This is a genomic window from uncultured Bacteroides sp. (assembly GCF_958445495.1).
Lineage (GTDB): Bacteria > Bacteroidota > Bacteroidia > Bacteroidales > Bacteroidaceae > Bacteroides.
Genome location: NZ_CAUCSQ010000015.1, coordinates 70,488 through 93,629, shown reverse-complemented (window position 1 = coordinate 93,629; position 23,142 = coordinate 70,488). Strand labels below are relative to the sequence as shown.

The 23,142-nt window shown below is 46.1% G+C and carries 11 protein-coding genes; 7 read left to right on the top strand and 4 right to left on the bottom strand.

Annotated elements, in window-relative coordinates; translation table 11 throughout:
• Nucleotide 1: 1 nt before the first annotated feature.
• Both Q5076_RS07305 and Q5076_RS07300 read right to left on the bottom strand, forming a co-directional pair.
• On the bottom strand, nucleotides 2-1,798 hold the full coding sequence (locus Q5076_RS07305) for a RagB/SusD family nutrient uptake outer membrane protein (protein WP_303012067.1): 1,797 nt from the start codon (nucleotides 1,796-1,798) through the stop codon (nucleotides 2-4).
• 11 nt (nucleotides 1,799-1,809) lie between these two features.
• The gene (locus Q5076_RS07300; RefSeq protein WP_303012079.1) at nucleotides 1,810-4,935 is read right to left on the bottom strand and encodes a TonB-dependent receptor; all 3,126 of its coding nucleotides are present in this window, start codon (nucleotides 4,933-4,935) and stop codon (nucleotides 1,810-1,812) included.
• A 473-nt stretch (nucleotides 4,936-5,408) separates the two neighbouring features.
• Here Q5076_RS07300 and Q5076_RS07295 point away from each other — a divergent pair, with 473 nt between their 5' ends.
• The 5 genes from Q5076_RS07295 (at nucleotide 5,409) to lpxA (ending at nucleotide 15,515) form a co-directional block, all read left to right on the top strand.
• Nucleotides 5,409-8,522, top strand: a complete 3,114-nt coding sequence (locus Q5076_RS07295; protein ID WP_303012066.1) for a glycoside hydrolase family 2 TIM barrel-domain containing protein — start codon at nucleotides 5,409-5,411, stop codon at nucleotides 8,520-8,522.
• Nucleotides 8,523-8,703: 181 nt separating this feature from the next.
• A complete protein-coding gene (locus Q5076_RS07290) occupies nucleotides 8,704-9,879 on the top strand; it encodes an efflux RND transporter periplasmic adaptor subunit (protein ID WP_303012065.1) in 1,176 nt (391 codons plus the stop codon).
• Between the two features lie 15 nt (nucleotides 9,880-9,894).
• Nucleotides 9,895-13,323, top strand: coding sequence for an efflux RND transporter permease subunit (locus Q5076_RS07285; RefSeq protein ID WP_303012064.1), 3,429 nt, complete (start codon nucleotides 9,895-9,897; stop codon nucleotides 13,321-13,323).
• Nucleotides 13,324-13,334: 11 nt separating this feature from the next.
• Nucleotides 13,335-14,726: an efflux transporter outer membrane subunit gene (locus Q5076_RS07280; protein WP_303012063.1), complete on the top strand. Its 1,392-nt coding sequence runs from the start codon at nucleotides 13,335-13,337 to the stop codon at nucleotides 14,724-14,726.
• 18 nt (nucleotides 14,727-14,744) lie between these two features.
• Nucleotides 14,745-15,515 (top strand): acyl-ACP--UDP-N-acetylglucosamine O-acyltransferase, encoded by a 771-nt coding sequence (gene lpxA, locus Q5076_RS07275; protein WP_303012062.1) that lies wholly within the window; start codon nucleotides 14,745-14,747, stop codon nucleotides 15,513-15,515.
• 448 nt (nucleotides 15,516-15,963) lie between these two features.
• On the opposite strand, the gene Q5076_RS07270 is transcribed toward lpxA, so the two are convergent.
• A complete protein-coding gene (locus Q5076_RS07270) occupies nucleotides 15,964-16,605 on the bottom strand; it encodes a carbohydrate-binding family 9-like protein (RefSeq protein ID WP_303012061.1) in 642 nt (213 codons plus the stop codon).
• A 111-nt stretch (nucleotides 16,606-16,716) separates the two neighbouring features.
• On the opposite strand from Q5076_RS07270, the gene Q5076_RS07265 reads away from it, so the two are divergent.
• Complete coding sequence (locus Q5076_RS07265) at nucleotides 16,717-20,778, top strand: two-component regulator propeller domain-containing protein (protein WP_303012059.1); 4,062 nt, start codon at nucleotides 16,717-16,719, stop codon at nucleotides 20,776-20,778.
• Nucleotides 20,779-20,944: 166 nt separating this feature from the next.
• Here Q5076_RS07265 and Q5076_RS07260 read toward each other — a convergent pair whose 3' ends face one another.
• Complete coding sequence (locus Q5076_RS07260) at nucleotides 20,945-21,385, bottom strand: hypothetical protein (protein WP_303012058.1); 441 nt, start codon at nucleotides 21,383-21,385, stop codon at nucleotides 20,945-20,947.
• Between the two features lie 143 nt (nucleotides 21,386-21,528).
• On the opposite strand from Q5076_RS07260, the gene Q5076_RS07255 reads away from it, so the two are divergent.
• Nucleotides 21,529-23,064, top strand: a complete 1,536-nt coding sequence (locus Q5076_RS07255) for a sulfatase-like hydrolase/transferase (protein WP_303012057.1) — start codon at nucleotides 21,529-21,531, stop codon at nucleotides 23,062-23,064.
• Nucleotides 23,065-23,142: the final 78 nt, after the last annotated feature.

Below are 23,142 nucleotides of genomic sequence, written 5' to 3'. Positions count from 1 at the left end.
GTTACCAACCCGGATTCTGGATTAACCCGTATTTCTTGTTTATCTCATCTACAGGTAAGGGTAACAAATAATATTTATCATCCCACTTTTCAGGTTTCGCATACTCACGTATCTCTGCCATCGTATAAGAGATGGTATAAGAAAATCCACTCGGTTCATTCTCATCCTGTTTAATTATCAGACGTGAACGTTGACCTGTAAATATATCCGTACGTTTCCAACGTATCAAATCGAAATATCGTACTTCTTCATAACCAAACTCTACGGCCCTTTCACGTAATATAGCCTCACGCAACGGCTTACCTGCCGGAACATTTGACGCCAAAATCGGAGGCATACCAGCACGTATTCTCGTTTTATTCAAATAGTCATAAGCAGTATTCCCAAATTCATCACGAACTTCCGCCTTATTCAGCTCATTCATTGCTTCTGCCATATTCAAATATATTTCGGGAAGACGGATTAACGGACATGAATAAAATTTTCCATTCACTTCATCGTTAAAATTCCGTATGAATTTTCTCATAGCAAAGCCATTATAGCTCATCCTACCATCTTTATAAGGTGATTGCTTAGTGCCTTCATAAATCTGGACCTTTTGAGCTCCCTTAAATTTATCTCCATTGACAGCTACCGTTTCATACAAGCGGATATCTCTTCTGGGCTTTCCTTCTTTATCAAAAAATGGAAATTTCTGATGGTCCGGATTGTTCCAATCGAATTCTTCTCCCGTTTGCATCTGGAACATATCTACATACGTCAACGTAGGAGAAGCTACTCCATAACGTATTTGGGCAAAAGGAAGTTTCCCTGTAGCATAGGTGGTAAATCTTCGGGAAGAAATCAGTACCTCGCCATTATACCGGTTGAAATAGCCTGCCGCGAAATCTTCACGAGGATTGCCTGTATTCACTAGCTGATATGCATCCGAGTTCTGTTTATTGGCCCTCATAAACTCCAATCCTGCATCCAATGCTTTCTGCCATCTGTCTGCCGAATAGTTTCCATACCATGTCAAGTATTGAGAAGAGGCATCGCCTTCCATATAAGGTTTATCGGAATTAAATAAAGGACTGGCTGCAAATTGAAGTACTCTGGACTTTAAAGCCAATGCCGAAGCTGCCGTCATCCGCCCGTCATTATCCGCATTTACCTGCCAAGGCAATACGGTAGCAGCAGCATCCAACAATCCGACTATCTTCTGTATCGTTTCTTCAACTGTCATGCGAGGGAATTTCATCGCATCTTCCGCCGTATAAGCATGGTCTATCCAAGGCATACCTCCATAATAACGCAACATCTGCAAATAATGATAAGCGATTATTACTTGGGCCTCTGCTTTTCCTATCGCCTTTTCTTCCGCACTCATATCCGTTACTCTATCTACATTTTCAATATAAATATAGGCTCTCCGGATACCATATATCGGTCCTACTCCGATGGTTCGTTTGTCAACATCCAACCGATAAGGAAGATGCTCCAAATAGGTATTTGTTCCATCTATCGTTCCCGTATAGAACTTAGGCGCTCCCTTTTTCGTCCAATCACCAAGATCGGTAAGCATCTCCAAAACACCATATCCCAGACGTCCTTGCATCGGCAGGTAATCCGGTAAAGAATGATAAGCTTCCGCCAATGCCTGCTCTGCATATACTTTCTTATTAAAAACCGAATCTATATTCTGTTCGTTACTTATCGGCTTATCCAGAAATTTATCTCCGAACTTAAGGTCTTCACATCCCGTCAGCATCCACACAACAAGAGAAAGGCAGCCTATATATTTTTTATAATTCTTCATTGCCATTACTATTAGAAAGTGAGATTAATACCTAAATTGTATATTTTGATAATAGGATAAGAATCCGCATTATTCGGATTACACTCTGGGTCCATAATATCAAATTTGTCAAAAGTCAACAGGTTATAACCTGTTAGTTTGATACCCAACTGCTGGATACCTAATTTCTTCAGCACTTTTTTATCTGTAAAATTATACCCTATCGTTACATTCTTAAGTTTCAGATAAGATCCGTCCCGTACCCATAGGGAGGATGAACGCATGTTATAAACAGCATTTGTTTCCGTAAACCGGGGAGTGGTAGCCGTACTTGCGGTTTCCGGTGTCCATCGGGTATCTGCATGAAATTGCATTAGTCCACGTATCTTGCCGTTCCCAAAAGGTTCTCTAAAAGCTCCATCCAACAACAACGAACGTTGAGCAGCGCCTGTCCAATTCATTGTCAGGAAAAAGCCTTTGTAATTAATGCCGTAGTTTAATCCAAATGTATAAGCAGGACGGGTAGGATGTCCAATGATTGTCTGGTCATCTGAAGTAATTTTTTCATCACCGTTCAGGTCTCGGTATTTCACGTCACCCGGTTTCACCGTCACACCCGGATCTGGCAGGCTGGCTATAAGTTTGCCATTCTCTCCGAAATCCGTATCTGTATAAAAACCGTCGGCTACATATCCAAAGAGGGTTCCTACCGGATTTCCGGTCCGCCACATATAAGGTTCATTGGGTTCTACCTCATCTTGGAAAATTATTTTATTTTTTGAATAAGAAACATTTGCCTGAACATTATATTGAACTTGGCCAATCCTATCATTCCATTTCACTTCTACCTCATATCCATGATTTTTTACTTTTCCCATATTTACGGCAGGTAAAACGGAAGAGGTCAACCCCGTTAACAAAGGTATTGTTTTACGGTTAATGAGAATGTCTTTACGTTCCTCAAGAAAATAATCCAAAGAAATTTTCAGACGACTTTTCAAAAAATGAACATCCAATCCATAATTCTGTTTCAAAGCCGTCTCCCAAGTCACGTTTGGATTACCCAGACGTTTTTCTAATGCTCCTAGAATCAGAGCCTTGCTATTATAGCCGAAATTAAATCCATACTTATTGTTATTCCAAGCATCGACTCCGCTCAAATTCACGTCATAAGAGTCCGGAAGAAACAAGAAACGATTATTTCCAAGGTTGTCATTTCCCACCAAACCAACCGATGCACGTAATTTCAAGTAATCGACAATTTTTTGATGTTTCATAAATGCCTCTTCTGACAAGATATAACCGACAGAACCTGCGGGAAACGCTCCAAATCTCTTACCTGGAGCAAAATTCTCAGAGCCATTATAGCCAAAATTAATCTCCGCCATATACCGGGACTTATAATCATAGGTTAAACGTCCGACAAAACCGATATAAGCTGACGGTACTCCCACCCATTGAGCCGGATAATATTTTTTACTCTGATTGTATAAAAACAGCCCTCCGACATTATGAGAACCGAATTTACGGTTATATCTCAAACTAGCTTCCAGATACCAGTCTCTTGCCCGAGAAGAACTTTCGTCGTATTGCAAACTTTTGTTTTCTCCTTTTATTTTATAAACGATATTTTTATTGAAATCCGGTGAGTCATAGCCTAATGACGGATCCTCTAGAGAAGATTGATAAAAAGGCATAAATTGCTCAACTTGTCCTTTGCGTTTTTTAGTAAAGCCATAGGTCGTATTATAGGCCCCCTTTATTTCAACCGACAAGCCTTTTGTAATAAAATCCAGTTTCTGGTTTAGCAGAAGATCCAGATTCATTGTATTATTGATAGCAGTAGAATAGCCCGTTCCGTAACATTTGGGCAAAGCGCTGTTACCTAAATTTATTTTATTATCAAAACGCTCTTCAGGGGTGACTATGAGTTTTCCATCTATCACACCCGGGCTGCTGAAAGGGGTAGTCTGATTAATCAAAGTCCAGATGGAATTGGTCGCATCATTAATCATCGGTTCATTACGGTTGCCGACAATACCGCCAATACCGATTTTCAACATAGTAGTCTTAGTTACATCAAAATCCAGATTTGCCCGATAATTGTATCTCTTATACTTATAATTATTATCATATCCGACTCCCTTGAACTGTTTCAACAGACCGTTCTGATATAAAAAACCTAAAGATATAAAATAACGTATGTCTTTCGTCCCTCCGGAAATATTCAAATTATGCTGCGTTTGTACAGAGGTTTTATTCAACAGATATTTTCTCCAGTCAATACTCGGATACACAATGGGTTCATCATTCAGCCTGAACCGCTCTAATGCATAGTTATTAAATACCATGTCATTTTCGGTAGCATTGGGATTATCATTCTTAATAATCTCGTTTCTTAACATAGCATATGTATAGCTGTCTGCCATCTCAAGCATGCGGGTAGGCATTTGAATGCCGACAGAAGAGTTTACCGATATTTTCGCCTTTCCTTCTTTTCCACGGCGCGTAGTCACTAGAATTACACCATTTGCTCCACGTACCCCAAACACTGCGGTAGCAGACGCATCCTTCAAAACTGTCACACTCTCTATCTCATTAGGATCCATCTGATAAAAAGAGCGTTCCACCCCATCCACTAAAATCAAAGGAGAAGAAGCGCTTTCCGTCAAAGAGCCGACCCCACGAATAAACACTTTAGGGTCTTCCTGTCCCGGTTGCCCGCTGGTCTGTACGGACGAAAGTCCTGTTATCTGCCCTGCCAGCGTATTAGCTACACTCGCATTAGGGGAGCGCACCAATGCATCATTACCTACTGCGGAAATTGCCCCTGTTAAAGTTTCTTTCTTTTGCGTTCCATAAGCTACAACGGTAACCTCCTGCAGTTCGTTTGCAGTCTCTTTTAAAACAATTTTAAGATGGTTACGTCCATTCAATGACACTTCTTGAGACTCATATCCCATGAATGAAATTTGCAGAACAGCTTTTTGAAGATTATTCACCCTTAAGCGAAAAGTACCATTAACATCAGTAATAGCACCGTTAGAAGTTCCCTTTTCTTTTACATTTGCACCAATTACTTCGAGATTGGTTTCATCCAATACAACTCCTGTAACTGTATTCTGTCCCCACATCCATAGCGAACAACACATAAGCATTAATGTACTGATACACCTTTTGCATCTTTTTAGTCTCGTCAGTTTATTCATAATAATAAAATTTAAAGTTAAAAAAACAGTTTTTTAAAACAATTGCCGCAAATTAAACGATTGCAACAATATTAAACATACAATTATTGTACTAATAAAATACAAAATTGTACACAACAATGAAACACAAGCCATTACAACAGAGTATATCATGCAAAATCATTAGAGTATTGCCGGACAATTAAAAGCAATTTATCACTTCTATTGTTTTTCTGTATACTCAAAAATATTTAAGATTAAGTGTACTACATTTTCTTACAAAAGATTCAATTATGCAGAATAAATTACCAGGCTTCACTTGATTGTTCAAAAATAATTTAAAATCAAAGGACAGATATATTCATTAAACACATGATTCTCCCTCACTAATCAAAATATTCCCTATCTTTGACTCCCGAAATTCAAACCTAAAATAAAAACCCATGAAGAAACAACTACTACTATCTTGCTGCCTGGCTGCATTAGGATTAACAACTGCCGCGCAAGCACAAAATTTCAACGAGTGGCAAGACCCGGAAGTGAATTCCGTAAACCGCTCGTCCATGCACACCAATTATTTTGCCTATGCATCGGCTGAAGAAGCCAAAGCCGGCATCAAAGAAGATTCCGAGAATTTCATGACTCTGAACGGCCTGTGGAAATTCAACTGGGTAAGGGACGCCGACGCCCGCCCGACAGACTTCTACCGGACAGATTTTAACGATAAGGGATGGGACGACATCAAAGTGCCCGGCGTATGGGAACTAAACGGTTACGGTGACCCCATTTACGTAAATGTGGGATACGCCTGGAGAAACCAGTTCAAGAACAATCCCCCGCACGTCCCCGTGGAGAACAACCATGTAGGCTCCTACCGGAAAGAAATCACCCTTCCCGCCGATTGGAAAGGCAAGGAGATTCTTGCCCACTTCGGCTCGGTAACCTCCAACATGTACCTCTGGGTGAACGGGCGTTACGTAGGCTACAGTGAGGACAGCAAGCTGGAAGCGGAATTCAACCTGACGAAGTATCTGAAACCGGGAAAGAACGTCATCGCTTTCCAAGTGTTCCGCTGGTGTGACGGCAGTTACCTGGAAGACCAGGACTTTTTCCGTTATTCCGGCGTAGGGCGTGACTGTTATCTCTATACACGGGACAAGAAATATATCCGGGATATCCGTGTGACCCCCGATTTGGACAGCCGGTATGAAAACGGTACGTTGGACATCGCTGTCGACCTGAAAGGAAGCGGTACGGTTGTTCTGGAGCTGACAGATGCGCAGGGCAATAGCGTAGCTACCGCAGACCTGAAAGGTTCGGGCAAGCTAAACACAACCCTTTCCGTTTCCAATCCTGCCAAATGGACTGCCGAAACGCCCAATCTTTACACGCTGACCGCCACCCTGAAAAACGGGAACACTGTCACCGAAGTCATTCCCGTGAAAGTAGGTTTCCGCAAGATTGAACTGAAAGGCGGACAAATATTGGTGAACGGACAACCGGTACTCTTCAAAGGGGCCGACCGTCACGAGATAGATCCGGACGGCGGCTATGTGGTTTCCCTTGAGCGCATGTTACAAGACATTAAAGTAATGAAGGAACTCAATATCAACGCCGTGCGCACCTGCCATTATCCGGACGACAACCGCTGGTACGACCTTTGCGACCGGTACGGGTTATACGTGGTAGCCGAAGCCAACATCGAATCCCACGGTATGGGTTACGGAGAGAAAACCCTGGCAAAGAACCCAAGTTATGCGAAGGCCCACATGGAACGCAACCAACGCAACGTGCAGCGCGGTTACAACCATCCGTCCATCATCTTCTGGTCATTGGGTAACGAGGCCGGGATGGGACCGAATTTCGAGAAATGCTATACCTGGATTAAAAATGAGGACAAGTCGCGCGCCGTACAGTATGAACAGGCGGGAACCAATGAATTCACGGATATCTATTGCCCGATGTATCTGGGATACGACGGCTGTATCAAATATTGTGAAGGCAACATCGACAAACCGCTCATCCAATGCGAGTATGCGCATGCCATGGGCAATTCGCAGGGAGGATTCAAAGAATACTGGGACATCATCCGCAAATATCCGAAATACCAGGGAGGGTTTATCTGGGACTTCGTCGACCAGTCCTGCCATTGGAAAAACAAGGACGGAGTGGATATCTACGGCTACGGAGGCGATTTCAACAAATACGATGCATCAGACAACAACTTCTGCGACAACGGGCTAATCAGCCCCGACCGTGTGCCCAACCCGCACGCTTATGAAGTAGGTTATTTTTACCAGAACATCTGGACTACTCCCGCCGACCTTTCCAAAGGGGAAATCAATGTATATAACGAGAACTTCTTCCGTGACTTGTCCGCCTATTATCTGGAATGGCAATTACTGGCAGACGGAGAAGCCGTACAGACAGGCATCGTACCGGAGCTGAAAGCCGCACCCCAGCAGACGGTAAAAATCCGGCTGCCTTTCAATACTCAAAACATCTGTCCCAACAAAGAATTGCTCCTGAACGTCAGCTACAGGCTCAAAAACGCTGAAACCCTCTTGTCGGCAGGGAGCACTGTCGCTTACGAACAGTTAAGCGTACGTGATTATAAAGCGCCGGAACTGAAACTGGAAAACCGGCAAGCTTCCAACATTGCAGTCGTCACACCTGCCATTCGGGACAATGACAACAATTACCTGATTGTTGACGGTGAGGATTTCACGCTCGAATTCAACAAACATGACGGTTATCTCTGCCGCTACGATGTGGACGGCATGCAACTGATGGAAGACGGCAGCGTCTTGGCTCCCAACTTCTGGCGCGCGCCAACCGACAATGATTTCGGTGCGGGACTACAGAACAGATATGCGGTATGGAAAAATCCGGGACTGAAACTGGTTTCACTGAAACATGCGGTTGAAAACGGCCAGGCGGTGGTCCGTGCCGAATACGACATGGAGGCAGTGGGCGGAAAACTGTTCCTCACTTATGCTATTAATAATGAGGGGGCAGTAAAAGTGACCCAGAAGATGGTAGCGGACAAGACCCGGAAAGTATCCGAAATGTTCCGCTTCGGGATGCAGATGCGCATGCCCGTCACATTCAATGAGGTAGAATATTACGGACGCGGACCGGTAGAAAACTATGCGGACCGTAATCATGCGGCCAAAATCGGCAGATACCGCCAAACGGTAGAGGAGCAGTTCTATCCTTACATCCGTCCGCAGGAAACAGGAACGAAAACGGACATCCGTTGGTGGAGACTCCTGAATATCGGAGGCAACGGGCTGCAATTCGTAGCTGACGCGCCTTTCTCCGCTTCCGCACTGAATTATACCATCGAGTCATTGGACGACGGCGCCGGCAAAGACCAACGCCACTCAACGGAGGTGGAAAAAGCAGACTTCACCAACTTCTGCATCGACAAGGCGCAGACAGGACTTGCATGCGTTAACAGTTGGGGAGCTATTCCGTTGGAAAAATACAGGCTTCCGTATCAGGATTATGAGTTAAGTTTTATTATGACTCCTGTATATCACAAAATAAAGTAAAAAACATAGTTAAAAAACACGGTATCAGAGAACAAAAATACCGGATTTAAAGTACTTTTGCAGCCGGAAACTGATTTTACACAATTAGTTTCCGGTTTTTATTCCTTAAATCCCCCTCGATACAAGAGAATGGCACACTGGCGACAAACGCACAATTTTAAAAAACAGATAAATAAGAAGTATGAAAAGTAGAATTGTTTTATTTGCATTTTGCTTAGCCCTTCTGTCTAGTTGCGGCAATAAGGGTAATGACACGGGAAAAGCCCCGGAATATGCAGTACAGGAATTACAAAAGACAACTGCAGATTTAACGACAGCTTATCCGGCTACCATCAAAGGTAAACAAGATGTAGAAATCCGTCCGCAAGTTTCCGGATTCATTACCAAACTATGCGTGGACGAAGGTGCTTCTGTCCGCAAAGGACAGGTATTGTTCATTGTTGACCCGACTCAATATGAAGCAGCGGAACGCACTGCCAAAGCAGCAGTCGCCACAGCGGAAGCAGCAGTGAGCACTCAACAAATGACTTACGACAACAAGAAAGCATTGAACAAGAAACAAATTATCAGCGATTACGATTTGGCAATGGCCGAAAACTCTTTGGCGCAGGCGAAGGCACAGTTGGCGCAGGCGAAGGCACAGCTAACCACCGCACGCCAGAATTTGTCGTTCACGCAAGTCAAAAGCCCGTCAGACGGCGTAATCAACGATATTCCTTATCGTATAGGCGCCCTTGTCAGCCCTTCCATCACGACTCCGATGACCACTGTATCGGAAATAGACGAAGTATATGTATATTTCTCCATGACGGAAAAGGAACTGCTGGCGATGACAAAATCCGGAAGCACGCTTAAAGAAGAAATCGGCAAGATACCGACCATCAAATTGCAACTGATTGACGGAACGATGTATAATGCGGAAGGCAAGGTGGATGCCATCACCGGAGTTATCGACCAATCTACCGGTTCGGTCAGCATACGCGCCATTTTCCCCAACAAGGAACACATCTTGCGTAGCGGAGGTACTGCCAACGTGCTGATTCCTTATAATATGGAGAATGTCATCAACATCCCGCAGTCTGCCACTGTGGAAATCCAAGACAAAAAGTTCGTTTACGTAGTGCAACCGGACAACACGGTGAAATATACGGAAATCAGTATCTTCAATCTGGATAACGGAAAGGACTACCTGGTGACTTCCGGCCTGAACGCAGGAGACAAGATTGTCATTGAAGGCGTACAGAACCTGAAAGACGGCCAGAAAATCCAGCCAATCACCCCTGCACAGAAAGAAGCGAACTATCAACAGCATTTGAAAGACCAACGTGACGGCAATCTTGCTACAGCTTTCAATTAATAATCAGATAATCGTATGAAATTAGATAAATTTATTAACCGTCCGGTACTATCAACCGTTATTTCTATCTTGATAGTCATCCTGGGTGCTATCGGATTGGCAACCCTGCCTATCACACAGTATCCGGACATCGCGCCTCCTACCGTATCGGTAAGAGCTACATATACGGGCGCCAGTGCATCGACCGTATTGAACTCCGTGATTGCTCCGTTGGAGGAACAAATCAACGGTGTGGAAAATATGATGTACATGACTTCTACCGCATCCAACACAGGTTCCGGCGATATATCTATCTACTTCAAACAAGGAACAGACCCGGATATGGCTGCCGTCAACGTGCAGAACCGTGTTTCTATGGCACAAGGCCTGTTGCCTGCCGAAGTTACCAAAGTCGGTGTGACTACCCAGAAACGCCAGACCTCCATGCTGGTAGTATTCTCCCTTTACGACGAGACCGACACTTACAGCGAGGCATTTATCGAGAACTACGCCAAGATTAACTTGATTCCCCAGGTACAACGTGTACAGGGTGTAGGTGACGCAAACGTGATGGGGCAGGACTACTCCATGCGTATCTGGCTGAAACCGGACATCATGGCACAGTACAAGCTAGTTCCGAACGACGTGTCCAATGCGTTGGCCGAACAGAACGTGGAAGCTGCTCCCGGACAATTCGGTGAACGCAGCAACCAGACTTTCCAATACACCATCCGTTACAAGGGACGTCTGCAACAACCGGAAGAATTTGAGAATATCGTTATCAAGTCTTTGCCCGACGGCGAAGTGCTCCGCCTGAAAGACATTGCGGAGATTCAATTAGACCGTCTGGGATATAACTTCACGAACCGGGTAGACGGCCATAAGGCTGTAACCTGTATCGTGTACCAGATGGCGGGAACCAATGCGACACAGACCATCAGCGATATTGAGAAACTGCTGGACGAGGCATCCCAGAGCCTGCCTACCGGATTGAAACTTAACATCTCCATGAATGCCAATGACTTCTTGTTCGCTTCTATCCATGAAGTGTTGAAAACATTGATTGAGGCATTCATCCTGGTGTTTATCGTGGTATATATCTTCCTGCAGGATTTACGTTCGACGTTGATTCCGACCATCGCCATTCCGGTAGCCCTTATCGGTACTTTCTTTATCCTGTCTTTAGTAGGATTCAGTTTGAACTTGCTGACCTTATGTGCGCTCGTGCTGGCTATCGCCATTGTGGTGGACGACGCCATTGTGGTCGTCGAGGGTGTGCATGCCAAGCTCGACCAAGGTTATACTTCCGCCCGTCTGGCTTCCATTGACGCCATGAATGAATTGGGCGGCGCTATCGTATCCATTACACTGGTCATGATGGCCGTGTTCGTTCCGGTAAGTTTCATGGGAGGTACGGCAGGAACATTCTACCGTCAGTTCGGTATGACGATGGCTATCGCTATCGGTCTGTCCGCATTGAACGCCTTGACATTGAGTCCGGCTTTGTGCGCCGTTCTTCTGAAACCGCATAAGAAAGAAGACGGAACGGAAGATTCTACCTTGAAGGAACGTATGAAAGTAGCCTATACGGCAGCCCATACCACCATGATTAACAGGTACACCGAAGCTATCGGAAAGATGCTGCATCCGGGTGTGACGCTTACTTTCACGATTATCGCCATTCTCGGTATGATTTTCGGGCTGTTCAGCATCAATCCGGTAATTACCGCCATCTTCATCCTTCTCAGTATTCTGGCGCTAATCGGAATGAGTACCAAGAAGTTCAAGAACAGATTCAACGATACATACGAATCGATTCTGAAACGTTACAAAAAACGTGTATTGTTCTTTATCCAGAAGAAATGGCTGTCCATGGGATTGGTTATCGCCTCCATCGTACTGCTCATATTCTTTATGAATACTACTCCGACGGGTATGGTGCCCAATGAAGACACCGGAACTCTGATGGGAGCAGTAACATTGCCGCCGGGTACATCTCAGGACCGCTCCGAAGAAATCCTGGCACGTGTAGACAGCCTGATTGCCGCCGACCCCGCCGTATCGTCACGCACCATGATTTCCGGGTTCAGCTTTATCGGCGGCCAAGGACCTTCTTACGGTTCTTTCATCATCAAACTGAAAGACTGGGACGAACGTTCCATGATACAGAATTCAGACGTCGTAGTCGGTTCTCTATATATGCGTGCGCAAAAAATCATCAAGGAAGCGCAGGTATTGTTCTTCGCTCCTCCTATGATTCCGGGTTACTCGGCATCTACGGATATCGAGGTGAACATGCAGGACAAGACCGGCGGTGACTTGAACAAGTTCTTCGATGTTGTCAACAATTATACGGCCGCATTGGAAGCCCGCCCGGAAATTAACTCGGCGAAAACGACTTTCAACCCGAACTTCCCGCAATACATGATTGACATCGACGCGGCGGCTTGTAAGAAAGCAGGCATCAGTCCGAGCGATATCCTCACCACTATGCAAGGATACTACGGAGGCTTGTATGCATCCAACTTCAACCGTTTCGGTAAGATGTACCGTGTTATGATTCAGTCCGAACCGCTGTCGCGCAAGAACCTGGAATCTCTGAAAAATATCAAGGTGCGCAACAGTGCAGGCGAGATGGCGCCGATTGCCCAGTTCGTTTCCGTAGAGAAAGTATATGGACCGGACATCATCAGCCGTTTCAACCTTTACACTTCCATGAAGGTGATGGTAGCTCCTGCCAGCGGTTATACATCCGGCCAGGCGTTGGCCGCTCTTGCCGAAGTTGCCCAGGAAAACCTGCCTACCGGTTATACGTATGAATTAGGAGGTATGGCACGTGAAGAGGCCCAAAGCAGCGGAAGCGCCACAGGATTGATTTTTGTGCTCTGTTTCGTATTCGTTTACTTATTGTTGAGTGCTCAGTATGAAAGTTACATCCTTCCGCTTGCCGTATTGTTGTCCGTTCCGTTCGGTCTGTTAGGCAGCTTCCTGTTTGTCAACGGCGTGAGCGCTATCGGCAATATCTCGGCGTTGAAGATGATTCTGGGTACGATGTCCAACAATATCTATATGCAGATTGCATTGATTATGTTGATGGGTCTGTTGGCGAAAAACGCCATCTTGATTGTAGAGTTTGCCCTTGACCGCCGTAAGATGGGTATGAGTATCACCTGGGCGGCCGTATTGGGTGCCGGCGCCCGTCTCCGTCCGATTTTGATGACATCACTGGCTATGGTAGTAGGTCTGCTTCCGTTGATGTTCGCTTTCGGTGTAGGCGCCCACGGTAACCGTACATTGGGTACAGCTTCTATCGGTGGTATGTTAATCGGTATGATTTGCCAGATTTTCATCGTGCCTATCCTGTTCGTAATCTTCCAATACCTGCAAGAAAAGGTTAAACCGATGGAATGGGAAGACATTGACAATACAGATGCCGTAACAGAGATTGAACAATACGCTAAATAATGAAATTCGATATGAAGAAACAGATTCTATATATGTTGTGCGCAACTGCTCTTTTGAGCAGCTGCCACATCTATAAGTCGTATGACAGACCCGAAGACATCACGGCTTCCGGACTGTATCGCGATCCGGTAGCGGACAACGATACATTGGTTTCGGATACCGCCAACTTCGGTAATCTGCCGTGGAGAGAAGTCTTCACCGACCCGCAGCTCCAGTCTCTCATTGAAATGGGACTGAAACAAAATACAGATTTGCAGTCAGCCGCATTAAAAGTCAAAGAGGCACAAGCTTCACTGATGTCGGCACGGCTGGCATATGCACCGTCATTAGGCTTATCCCCGCAAGGGACAATCAGCAGCTTCGACAAAAACGCAGCTACCAAAACTTACTCACTGCCGGTCACGGCGAGTTGGCAGGTTGACTTGTTCGGCCAGTTATTGAATTCCAAACGGAACGCACAAGTTACCCTCAAACAGGCAAAAGCATACCGCCAAGCCGTACAGACACAGGTTATCGCCAACGTTGCCAACATGTATTATACGTTGCTGATGCTTGACCGTCAGTTGGAAATCACCCGCCAAACGGCCGATGTCCTGAAACGTAACGTAGAAACGATGGAAGCGATGAAAGAAGCTGCCATGTACAACACGAATTCGGCTGCCGTAGAACAGAGCAGAGCCGCTTATGCGCAAGTACTCGCCTCCATTCCGGACATTGCACAAAGCATCCGTGAAACAGAAAATGCATTGTCCATCTTACTGGGAGAAGCTCCCCACGCCATCAAACGCGGAGTATTGGAAGCACAAGTCCTTCCTACGGAGCTTTCGGCAGGAATCCCCTTGCAACTGCTGTCTAACCGCCCGGATGTAAGAGCAGCCGAGATGTCGTTGGCAAGCTGTTATTACAATACCAATTCCGCACGTGCGGCCTTCTATCCGCAAATCACGTTAAGCGGTTCTGCCGGATGGACCAACAGCGCAGGTTCGCAAATCATCAACCCAGGCAAGTTATTAGCTTCGGTTGTCGGTTCATTGACCCAACCGCTGTTTTACAGAGGACAGAACATTGCCCGCCTCCAGGCTGCAAAAGCCCAGGAAGAAGCTGCGAAATTGTCATTCCAGCAGACACTGCTGAACGCCGGCAGCGAAGTCAGCAATGCGTTAAGCCTGTACCAAAAAACCAGTGAAAAAGTGGAGTCCCGCCAAATGCAGGTAGAATCTGCGAAAAAAGCTTCGGAAGATACAAAAGAATTGTTTGATTTAGGAACCTCAACCTATCTGGAAGTACTGTCGGCGCAACAGTCTTATCTGAGCGCGCAAATCTCCCAGGTTTCCGATTGCTTCGACCAGATGCAGGCTGTAGTAAGCCTTTACCAGGCCTTAGGTGGTGGAAGAGAAGATTAACTTTAAACATATACTATTATGATTAGTCCGTTAGCTTATGTAGACCCCGGAGCAAAACTAGGTAAAAACGTAACCGTTTTGCCGTTTGCCTACATCGAAAAGAATGTGGAAATCGGAGATGACTGCATCATCATGTCTTATGCCAGTATCCTGCAAGGTACTAAAATGGGAAAAGGTAACAAGGTACATCAAAATGCCGTTTTAGGAGCGGAACCGCAAGATTTCCACTATACGGGAGAAGAAAGCAGCTTGATTATCGGAGACAACAATGACATCCGTGAAAATGTGGTAGTCAGCCGTGCGACTTTCGGTGGCAACGCCACCAGAATCGGCAATGGAAATTATCTGATGGATAAAGTACATCTTTGCCACGACGTACAAATCAATAACAACTGTGTGGTAGGTATCGGTACGACCATTGCAGGCGAATGCACACTGGACGACTGCGTGATTTTGAGCGGTAACGTCACGTTGCATCAATACTGCCACATCGGCAGGTGGACCCTCGTGCAGAGCGGATGCCGCATATCCAAGGATGTCCCCCCATACGTGATTATGTCGGGAAATCCCGTAGCATACCACGGAGTAAACGCAGTTGTCCTTTCACAGCACCACAACACTTCAGAAAGGATACTCCGTCACATAGCCAATGCGTACCGCTTAATTTATCAAGGTAATTTCAGCGTGCAGGATGCCGTACAGAAAATTGTCGACCAGGTTCCTATGAGCGAGGAAATCGAAAATATCGTCAATTTCGTAAAGAACTCGGAACGGGGAATTGTAAAATAAACAAGATTACTTTTCAATACTGAAAAAAGCTGTCCCATTTTCAATTGTGGGGCAGCTTTATTTATATCCATATCCCTTGTACACAAAAGCGCAATATCCGCTTTATCTTCTTCCTGATTCATAACAATGTAAAATCTTAATAAAGCAAAATCATAACCATGTGAAAGACAAACGAAAGACTTCACCTTAAAAAGAGTCCGGTTGAAAAAGGTCCTTATTTCCAAAGATTACATCCCTGCTTTATTTATACCTCAGAGAGTGTTCACTATTCCCTAAAACATAACAATCCCCTTGTTTAACCCTTCTTTTATGATAAATCAGGGTTATGACAAGGGGATTCATTAGCCAAAAAAAAAATTAAAAAATGTTCTACCTTCAAAGTTCGCCTTGAACCCCTCTTTTTACATTACAAGAGACTCCTGTGCTTTATTTATTGCGTCCTTTTATCCTATTCAAATTCCAATGTACCAAAGAAATCAGGCCGATGAAAATCCGGTTTCTCAATTTCTATCGGATTCCATGAGAGAAAATGAGGAGTCTGCAACTCGTCACCGCACTTATAGAAGTTAGCTTTTACTTCTTTTCCGTCGAGCGATTCAATCTGATGTTTAAAGAACACGGAATAAGGAATAATCAGGGCAATCTCCCAATCCGTTTCCTCCACACGTTCTTCAAACGGCGTATCACCCAGGCTGGACCAGCGTTGTACAAGAGCCGTCACTTCTTCCGGCGCATGTTCCCGGCCGTTCCTGGCAGGTCCGGCCCCTATCAGGATTGTCCCGATGCAGTTGCACTCTATATTATAATACACCCCGTCCCCTGCCGGTACGGAAAAGAATTCCACACAGGAATCAGTCCACACGGAATCGTTATCCGTTCCATACCTGGCACGCACACTCGCCTCCTTAACTTTAAAATGCAATAAAATGGAATCCGTCGTGTGAGCAATGCGAAAGTTAACTCTGGGTTTGTAGGGGTACTCAGCCCAGTTGACACATTGAATGGGCTGGAAATCGATTTTTTCTTCATCGAATAGTTTAGGAAGCGAACAAGCCTCCACGTTAGCCGCACTAATTTTCTTTACTTTCATATATCTATCGTTTGGACGATACAAATATAGTTACTTTCTTCTAATAAGATTCACAGAAATGAAATAAAAACAATATATTTGCCCATAGTAATACCTTAAAAATACGAATTAGTGAGAAAAGTAATCCTTTTATTTCTGCTTTTTTTAAGCATCACCACTGTCCGTACCCAAGGACAAAACATCACATTCAGCCATTTAACCACTGATGATGGCCTTTCCCAATTTTCCGTCAATAGCCTGTATATCGACGAACGGGGAATTATATGGATTGGTACACGCGAAGGGCTAAACCGGTATAACGGTAACGACATCAAGAGTTTCAAGCTCAAAAAGAATGACCCCAACAGTTTGTTCAGCAATACAGTGCTGCGCATCACGGGAAACGGGAACGGGAAAGTATATCTGCTCTGCACTGACGGAATTGCGGAATTCGACCTGACGACACAGAAATTCAAAACCCTGCTGCAAGGCAATGTGGATGCTATCCATTACAATGAAAAACTATATATAGGCAAAAGAGAAGAAGTGTTCGTGTACAATGAAAAAACAGGAAACTTCGACCTTTTCTACCACCTTGCCGGCAAAGACATCACCCTGTCCTGCATCCACCTGGACAAAAACAAAAATCTTTGGATAGGAACCACCAACAATGGCGCTTACTGCCTGTCCGAAGATAAGAAGCTGTCGCAGCCTATCACTAAAGGCAACATCACCAGCGTTTATGAAGACGCCTCCGGAGAGTTATGGATAGGAAGCTGGGAAGAAGGGCTCTATCACATAAAAACAGACGGCAGCATTGAGAACTTCCGGCATGACCCCCTGAATCCGAACAGCCTCTGCTCCGACTTCGTCAGGAGTTGCAGCGAAGACAACGTCGGGAATCTGTGGATAGGAACATTCCACGGACTGAACCGCTACGAAAAAAGTACAGGAAAATTCTATCTTTATACAGCCGACGACAACAAACCCGACGGACTCACCCACTCCTCTATCTGGTGCATCGTAAAAGACAAGCAAGGCACACTCTGGTTGGGAACCTATTTCGGAGGAGTCAATTACTTCAACCCCGAATACGAAATCTATACCCGGTATAAGGTGGGAAACACGGAAAAAGAAGGGCTAAGCAGCCCGATTGTGGGAAGAATGACGGAAGACAAGAACGGGAACTTATGGATTTGTACCGAAGGCGGCGGCGTGAACGTGTATGACCGGAAGAACAACACCTACCGGTGGTATCGCCATGAAGAAGGAAAGAACAGCATTTCCCACAACAACGTAAAAGCAATTTATTACGACCGGGACAATGAAATCATGTGGATAGGCACACACCTGGGAGGACTCAACAAACTCGACCTGCGCACCAACCGGTTCACGGTCTACCGGATGAAGGCGGGAGACCCGGCGACACTGCCTTCAGACATCGTACGGGACATCGTGCCGTATGAGGACAAACTAATCATCGCCACACAAAACGGAGTCTGTCTCTTCAATCCGGAGACAGGCGTTTGCAAACAACTCTTCAAAGAGACCAAAGAAGGCAGAGACATCACCATGGTAGCCAGCCTTTGTTTTGACAAAAACGGCACACTATGGATTGCCGCCACCGGGGAAGGAGTCTACTCCTACCGTTTCGATACCGGTAAACTGACAAAGTACTCGTACAGTCCCGCCGTTCCGAACAGTATCAGTAACAATAACATCAACAGCATCATGCAAGACAGCAGCGGCAACCTGTGGTTCTCGACCTCCGGCAGCGGACTCGACCGCTATCGCCAGGAAAGTGACGACTTCGAGAATTTCGACGTACAGAAAGACGGGCTGTCCAGCGATTGCATCTACGAAGTCTTCGAATCCTCCATACAAAAAGGCCACCTGCTGCTAATCACCAACCAGGGATTCTCACAATTCGACTACCCGAACAGGAAATTTTATAATTACGGCACGGAAAACGGTTTCCCGCTGACCGCCGTCAATGAGAATTCCCTGTTCGTGACCCATGACGGAGAAGTATTTCTCGGAGGCATCCAAGGTATGATTTCTTTCTGGGAAAAGAAACTGCATTTCACCCCCAAATCATACGACATCATCCTTTCCCGCCTGCTAGTCAACGGCAAAGAAGTAACTCCGGGAGACGAGACGGGCATATTGGAACAGTCTATCTGCCACACGCAGGAGATTCACCTGAAAGCCGACCAGTCCATGTTCAGCGTAGAATATGCCACTTCCAACTTCATTCCCGCCAACAGAGACGAGATAATATACCGGCTGGAAGGATTCTCCAACGAATGGAACCACACCTACCGCAAACAGACGCTCATCACCTATACAAACCTGAATCCGGGGAAATATACCCTGGTAATCAAATCATTGCGGGACGGGATAAAAGAATCGCGGCTCCAGATTATCGTACTTCCCTCCTGGTATGAGACCTGGTGGGCCTATCTGATTTACACAATCGTGACTATCAGCCTGTTATGGTATCTCATACAAAACTACAATTCAAGAATCAAACTTCGCGAATCGTTGAAGTACGAAAAGAAACACATCGAAGACCTGGAAGCCCTGAACCAGTCGAAACTGCGCTTCTTCACCAACATCTCGCATGAATTCCGTACACCGCTGACACTTATCGTCGGACAAGTGGAAACCCTGCTGCAAGTGCAGACCTTCACACCCAACATATATAATAAGGTGTTGGGAATCTACAAAAACAGCCTCCAGCTACGAGAACTGATTACGGAACTGCTCGACTTCCGGAAACAGGAACAAGGCCACATGAAAATAAAAGTGAACAAACACAACCTGGTGAACTTCCTGTATGAAAACTACCTGCTCTTCCTGGAATACGCCAGCAGCAAGCAAATCAACTTCAAATTCAATAAACAGAAAGACGACATCGAAGTATGGTACGACCAGAAACAGATGCAGAAAGTAGTAAACAACCTGCTATCCAACGCACTTAAACATACGAAAGCCGAAGATACGATTTCCATCAATGTATCCGAAGAGAAAGACCATGCCGTCATTGAAATAAAAGACACCGGTTCGGGCATCGCCGCTGCCGAAATAGATAAGATATTCGACCGTTTCTATCAAACCGAGCAACTCAACTCGCTGAACACCGGAGCCGGTACAGGCATCGGCCTGGCCTTGACTAAAGGCATCGTCGAACTCCATCACGGCACAATCCGCGTGGAAAGCGAACCGGGAAAAGGAAGCAGCTTCATTATCAACCTCAAGCTGGACAAACAACACTTCACCGAAGAACAGATAGCTAAAGACGATACGGAAACCACCGTCCAGCAAGCAGAACCTTTCGTTCCTTCGGTAGAGATACTCCCCGAAGCGGAATGGAAAGAAAAAGACGACAAACGGATTGAAGACGCCAAGATGCTGATAGTGGAAGACAATGAATCCATCAAGCAAATGCTGGTCGGCATCTTCGAGACATTCTATCAGGTCTATACCGCCTCAGACGGCGTGGAAGCGTTGGAAATGGTACAGAGAGAAATGCCTAGCATCATATTAAGCGATGTCGTCATGCCGCGCATGTCCGGCACGGAATTGTGCAAACAGATAAAAACAGACTTCAACACCTGCCACATCCCGGTCGTACTGTTAACCGCACGGACCGCCGTAGAACACAACATCGAAGGGCTGAAAATCGGTGCGGACGATTACATCACCAAGCCGTTCAATACGAACCTACTGATTTCCCGCTGCAACAACCTGGTAAATTCACGCAGGCTGCTGCAGGAAAAGTTCAGCAAGCAACCGCAGGCTTTCGCCCAAATGCTGGCAACCAACCCGATGGACAAAGAAATGCTGGACCGTGCGATGGCTATCATCGAACGCCATCTGGACGATACGGACTTCAACGTCAACATCTTCGCCCGCGAAATGGGAATGGCACGCACCAACCTATTCACCAAACTGAAAGCCGTGACGGGACAGACCCCCAACGACTTCATCCTGAGCATCCGCCTGAAGAAAGGCGCTGTCATGTTGCGTAACAATCCCGAACTGAATATCACGGAGATTTCCGACCGAATCGGATTCTCCTCCTCACGTTATTTCAGTAAATGCTTCAAAGAGATTTATCATGTCAGCCCGTTGGCCTATCGCAAAGGGGAAGAAAGAGAAGACGAAGAAGAAAAAGAAGAAACGGATTAACGGGAAGCCGTGCCGTTGCAGAAGCTATCAAACAAGAACTTCGTGACGCGCCCTGCCCTCTCGTTGAAATATGAAAGAAAAAAGAAAGGAGATGAGGCAACCCCATTTACGCCGGGGCTGTAAAAACGGCAAGTAAACGCCTCAAAGGAGGCATCAGACTCCCCTTTCAGGAAAGCGCCACCTCCAGAGAAGTGCCATTTCCGGTCAGAAATCCGGTTGCCCCCCTAACAATAATCAAGAGAACCATATCAAACTCTGTTTTCGAGTGACGATATGGTTCTTTCGCATCCACACTGTTACAATTCACACTGTTGCAATTCACAATGCTGTAATCCACAATGCCACAATCCACAATGCCGGATACCGCCATAATTCCATGCCCGCTCATCCTTACCATCCGCTTCATTACAATCATAAATTGTCCGGAACAAGCCCCCAAGCAAAGAGATTCATTCTTAAAAAGACTCCAATCCCCATCAGAGTTCCGAAATCCGCCAGCAAATATCCGACTGCCGGCTTCCACCCGGAAGCACTCGCCTCCAACAGGAAACCAAGCCCCTACCGGCACAACGGCACGATGCAAATCGGCCTTTTTTTTACGAGCCAAAGCCTTCCCGCGTCCTTTCCGGAAAAGAAAAAACAACCTTTCAAGTGTACTATTTTGTAATTCACTTGTACATTACTGCTCACTTTCTTTCCTTCCGACCGTTTATCTTTGCATCTGTAATTCATCCCTAAAAAATCAACATCATGAGAAACTTATCGCGTCTGCTAACATTATTGCCCGGTATTGCCGTATTGTCAGGCTGCAACAATGCTTCCCAAAAGAACAAGGAACAAAACGGGCAAAAACCTAACATTATTTATATATTCGCCGACGATCTCGGCATAGGTGATTTAAGCTGCTACGGAGCGACCAAGGTGAGCACACCGAATATCGACCGGCTGGCGGGACAGGGAGTACAATTTACCAATGCCTATGCAACTTCCGCTACCAGCACCCCCTCCCGTTTCGGGCTCCTGACAGGCATGTATCCCTGGCGGCAAGAAAATACGGGCATCGCTCCCGGCAACTCGGAACTTATTATCGACACGACTTGCGTCACGATGGCGGATATGCTGAAAGATGCGGGATACGCCACCGGCGCTGTCGGCAAATGGCATTTGGGACTCGGACCGAAAGGCGGAACAGATTTCAATAAACAAATTACCCCCAACGCACAAAGCATCGGTTTCGACTATGAATTCATCATCCCGGCAACGGTAGACCGCGTGCCGTGCGTATTTGTTGAAAACGGCCGCGTAGTCGGTCTCGACCCGAATGACCCCATCACCGTCAGCTACGAACATAAAGTCGGCGACTGGCCCACGGGAGAAGAAAATCCGGAACTCGTGAAACTCAAACCCAGCCAAGGCCATAACAATACCATCATCAACGGAATCCCCCGCATCGGCTGGATGACCGGAGGCAAATCCGCCCTTTGGAAAGACGAAGACATTGCCGACATCATCACCGACAAGGCGAAAAACTTCATCGCTTCCCACAAAGAAGAACCCTTCTTCCTGTATATGGGAACCCAGGACGTACACGTGCCACGTATCCCCCACCCCCGCTTTGAAGGAAAAAGCGGCCTCGGCACGCGCGGTGACGTCATCCTTCAACTGGACTGGACAATCGGCGAAATCATGCATACCCTGGACAGCCTCAACATAGCCGACAATACAATCCTCATCTTCACCAGCGACAACGGCCCCGTCATTGACGACGGTTACCAAGACCGCGCCTACGAACTTCTCAACGGACATACCCCGATGGGCATCTACCGGGGAGGAAAATACAGCGCATACGAAGCCGGCACACGCATCCCGTTCATTGTCCGCTGGCCTGCACAGGTGAAACCCAGCAAACAACAGGCACTCTTCTCGCAAATCGACGTATATGCGTCGCTCGCTTCATTGCTGAACCAGCCCCTTCGCCAAGGAGCCGCCCCCGACAGCCAGGAACGCCTGAACGTCCTGACGGGCAAGAGCAATGCAGACCGGGAATACGTTGTCCAGCAAAACCTGAACAACACGCTCGCCATCATACAAGGCAAATGGAAATACATAGAGCCCAGCGACGGTCCCGCTCTCGAAGTCTGGACGAAAATAGAACTTGGCAACGACAAAGAACCCCAGCTCTACGACCTGTCGTCCGACCCCTCCGAGAAAACAAATGTAGCGAAGCAACATCCGGAAATCGTCAAAGCATTGTCCGAATTGCTGGAATCCGTAAAAAAGAGATAAACCGTCGAGAAGTATAAATTGTATGATTTTACACCTATCATGAATAATAATATCCATATTGAAAAAATCAATCCGCAT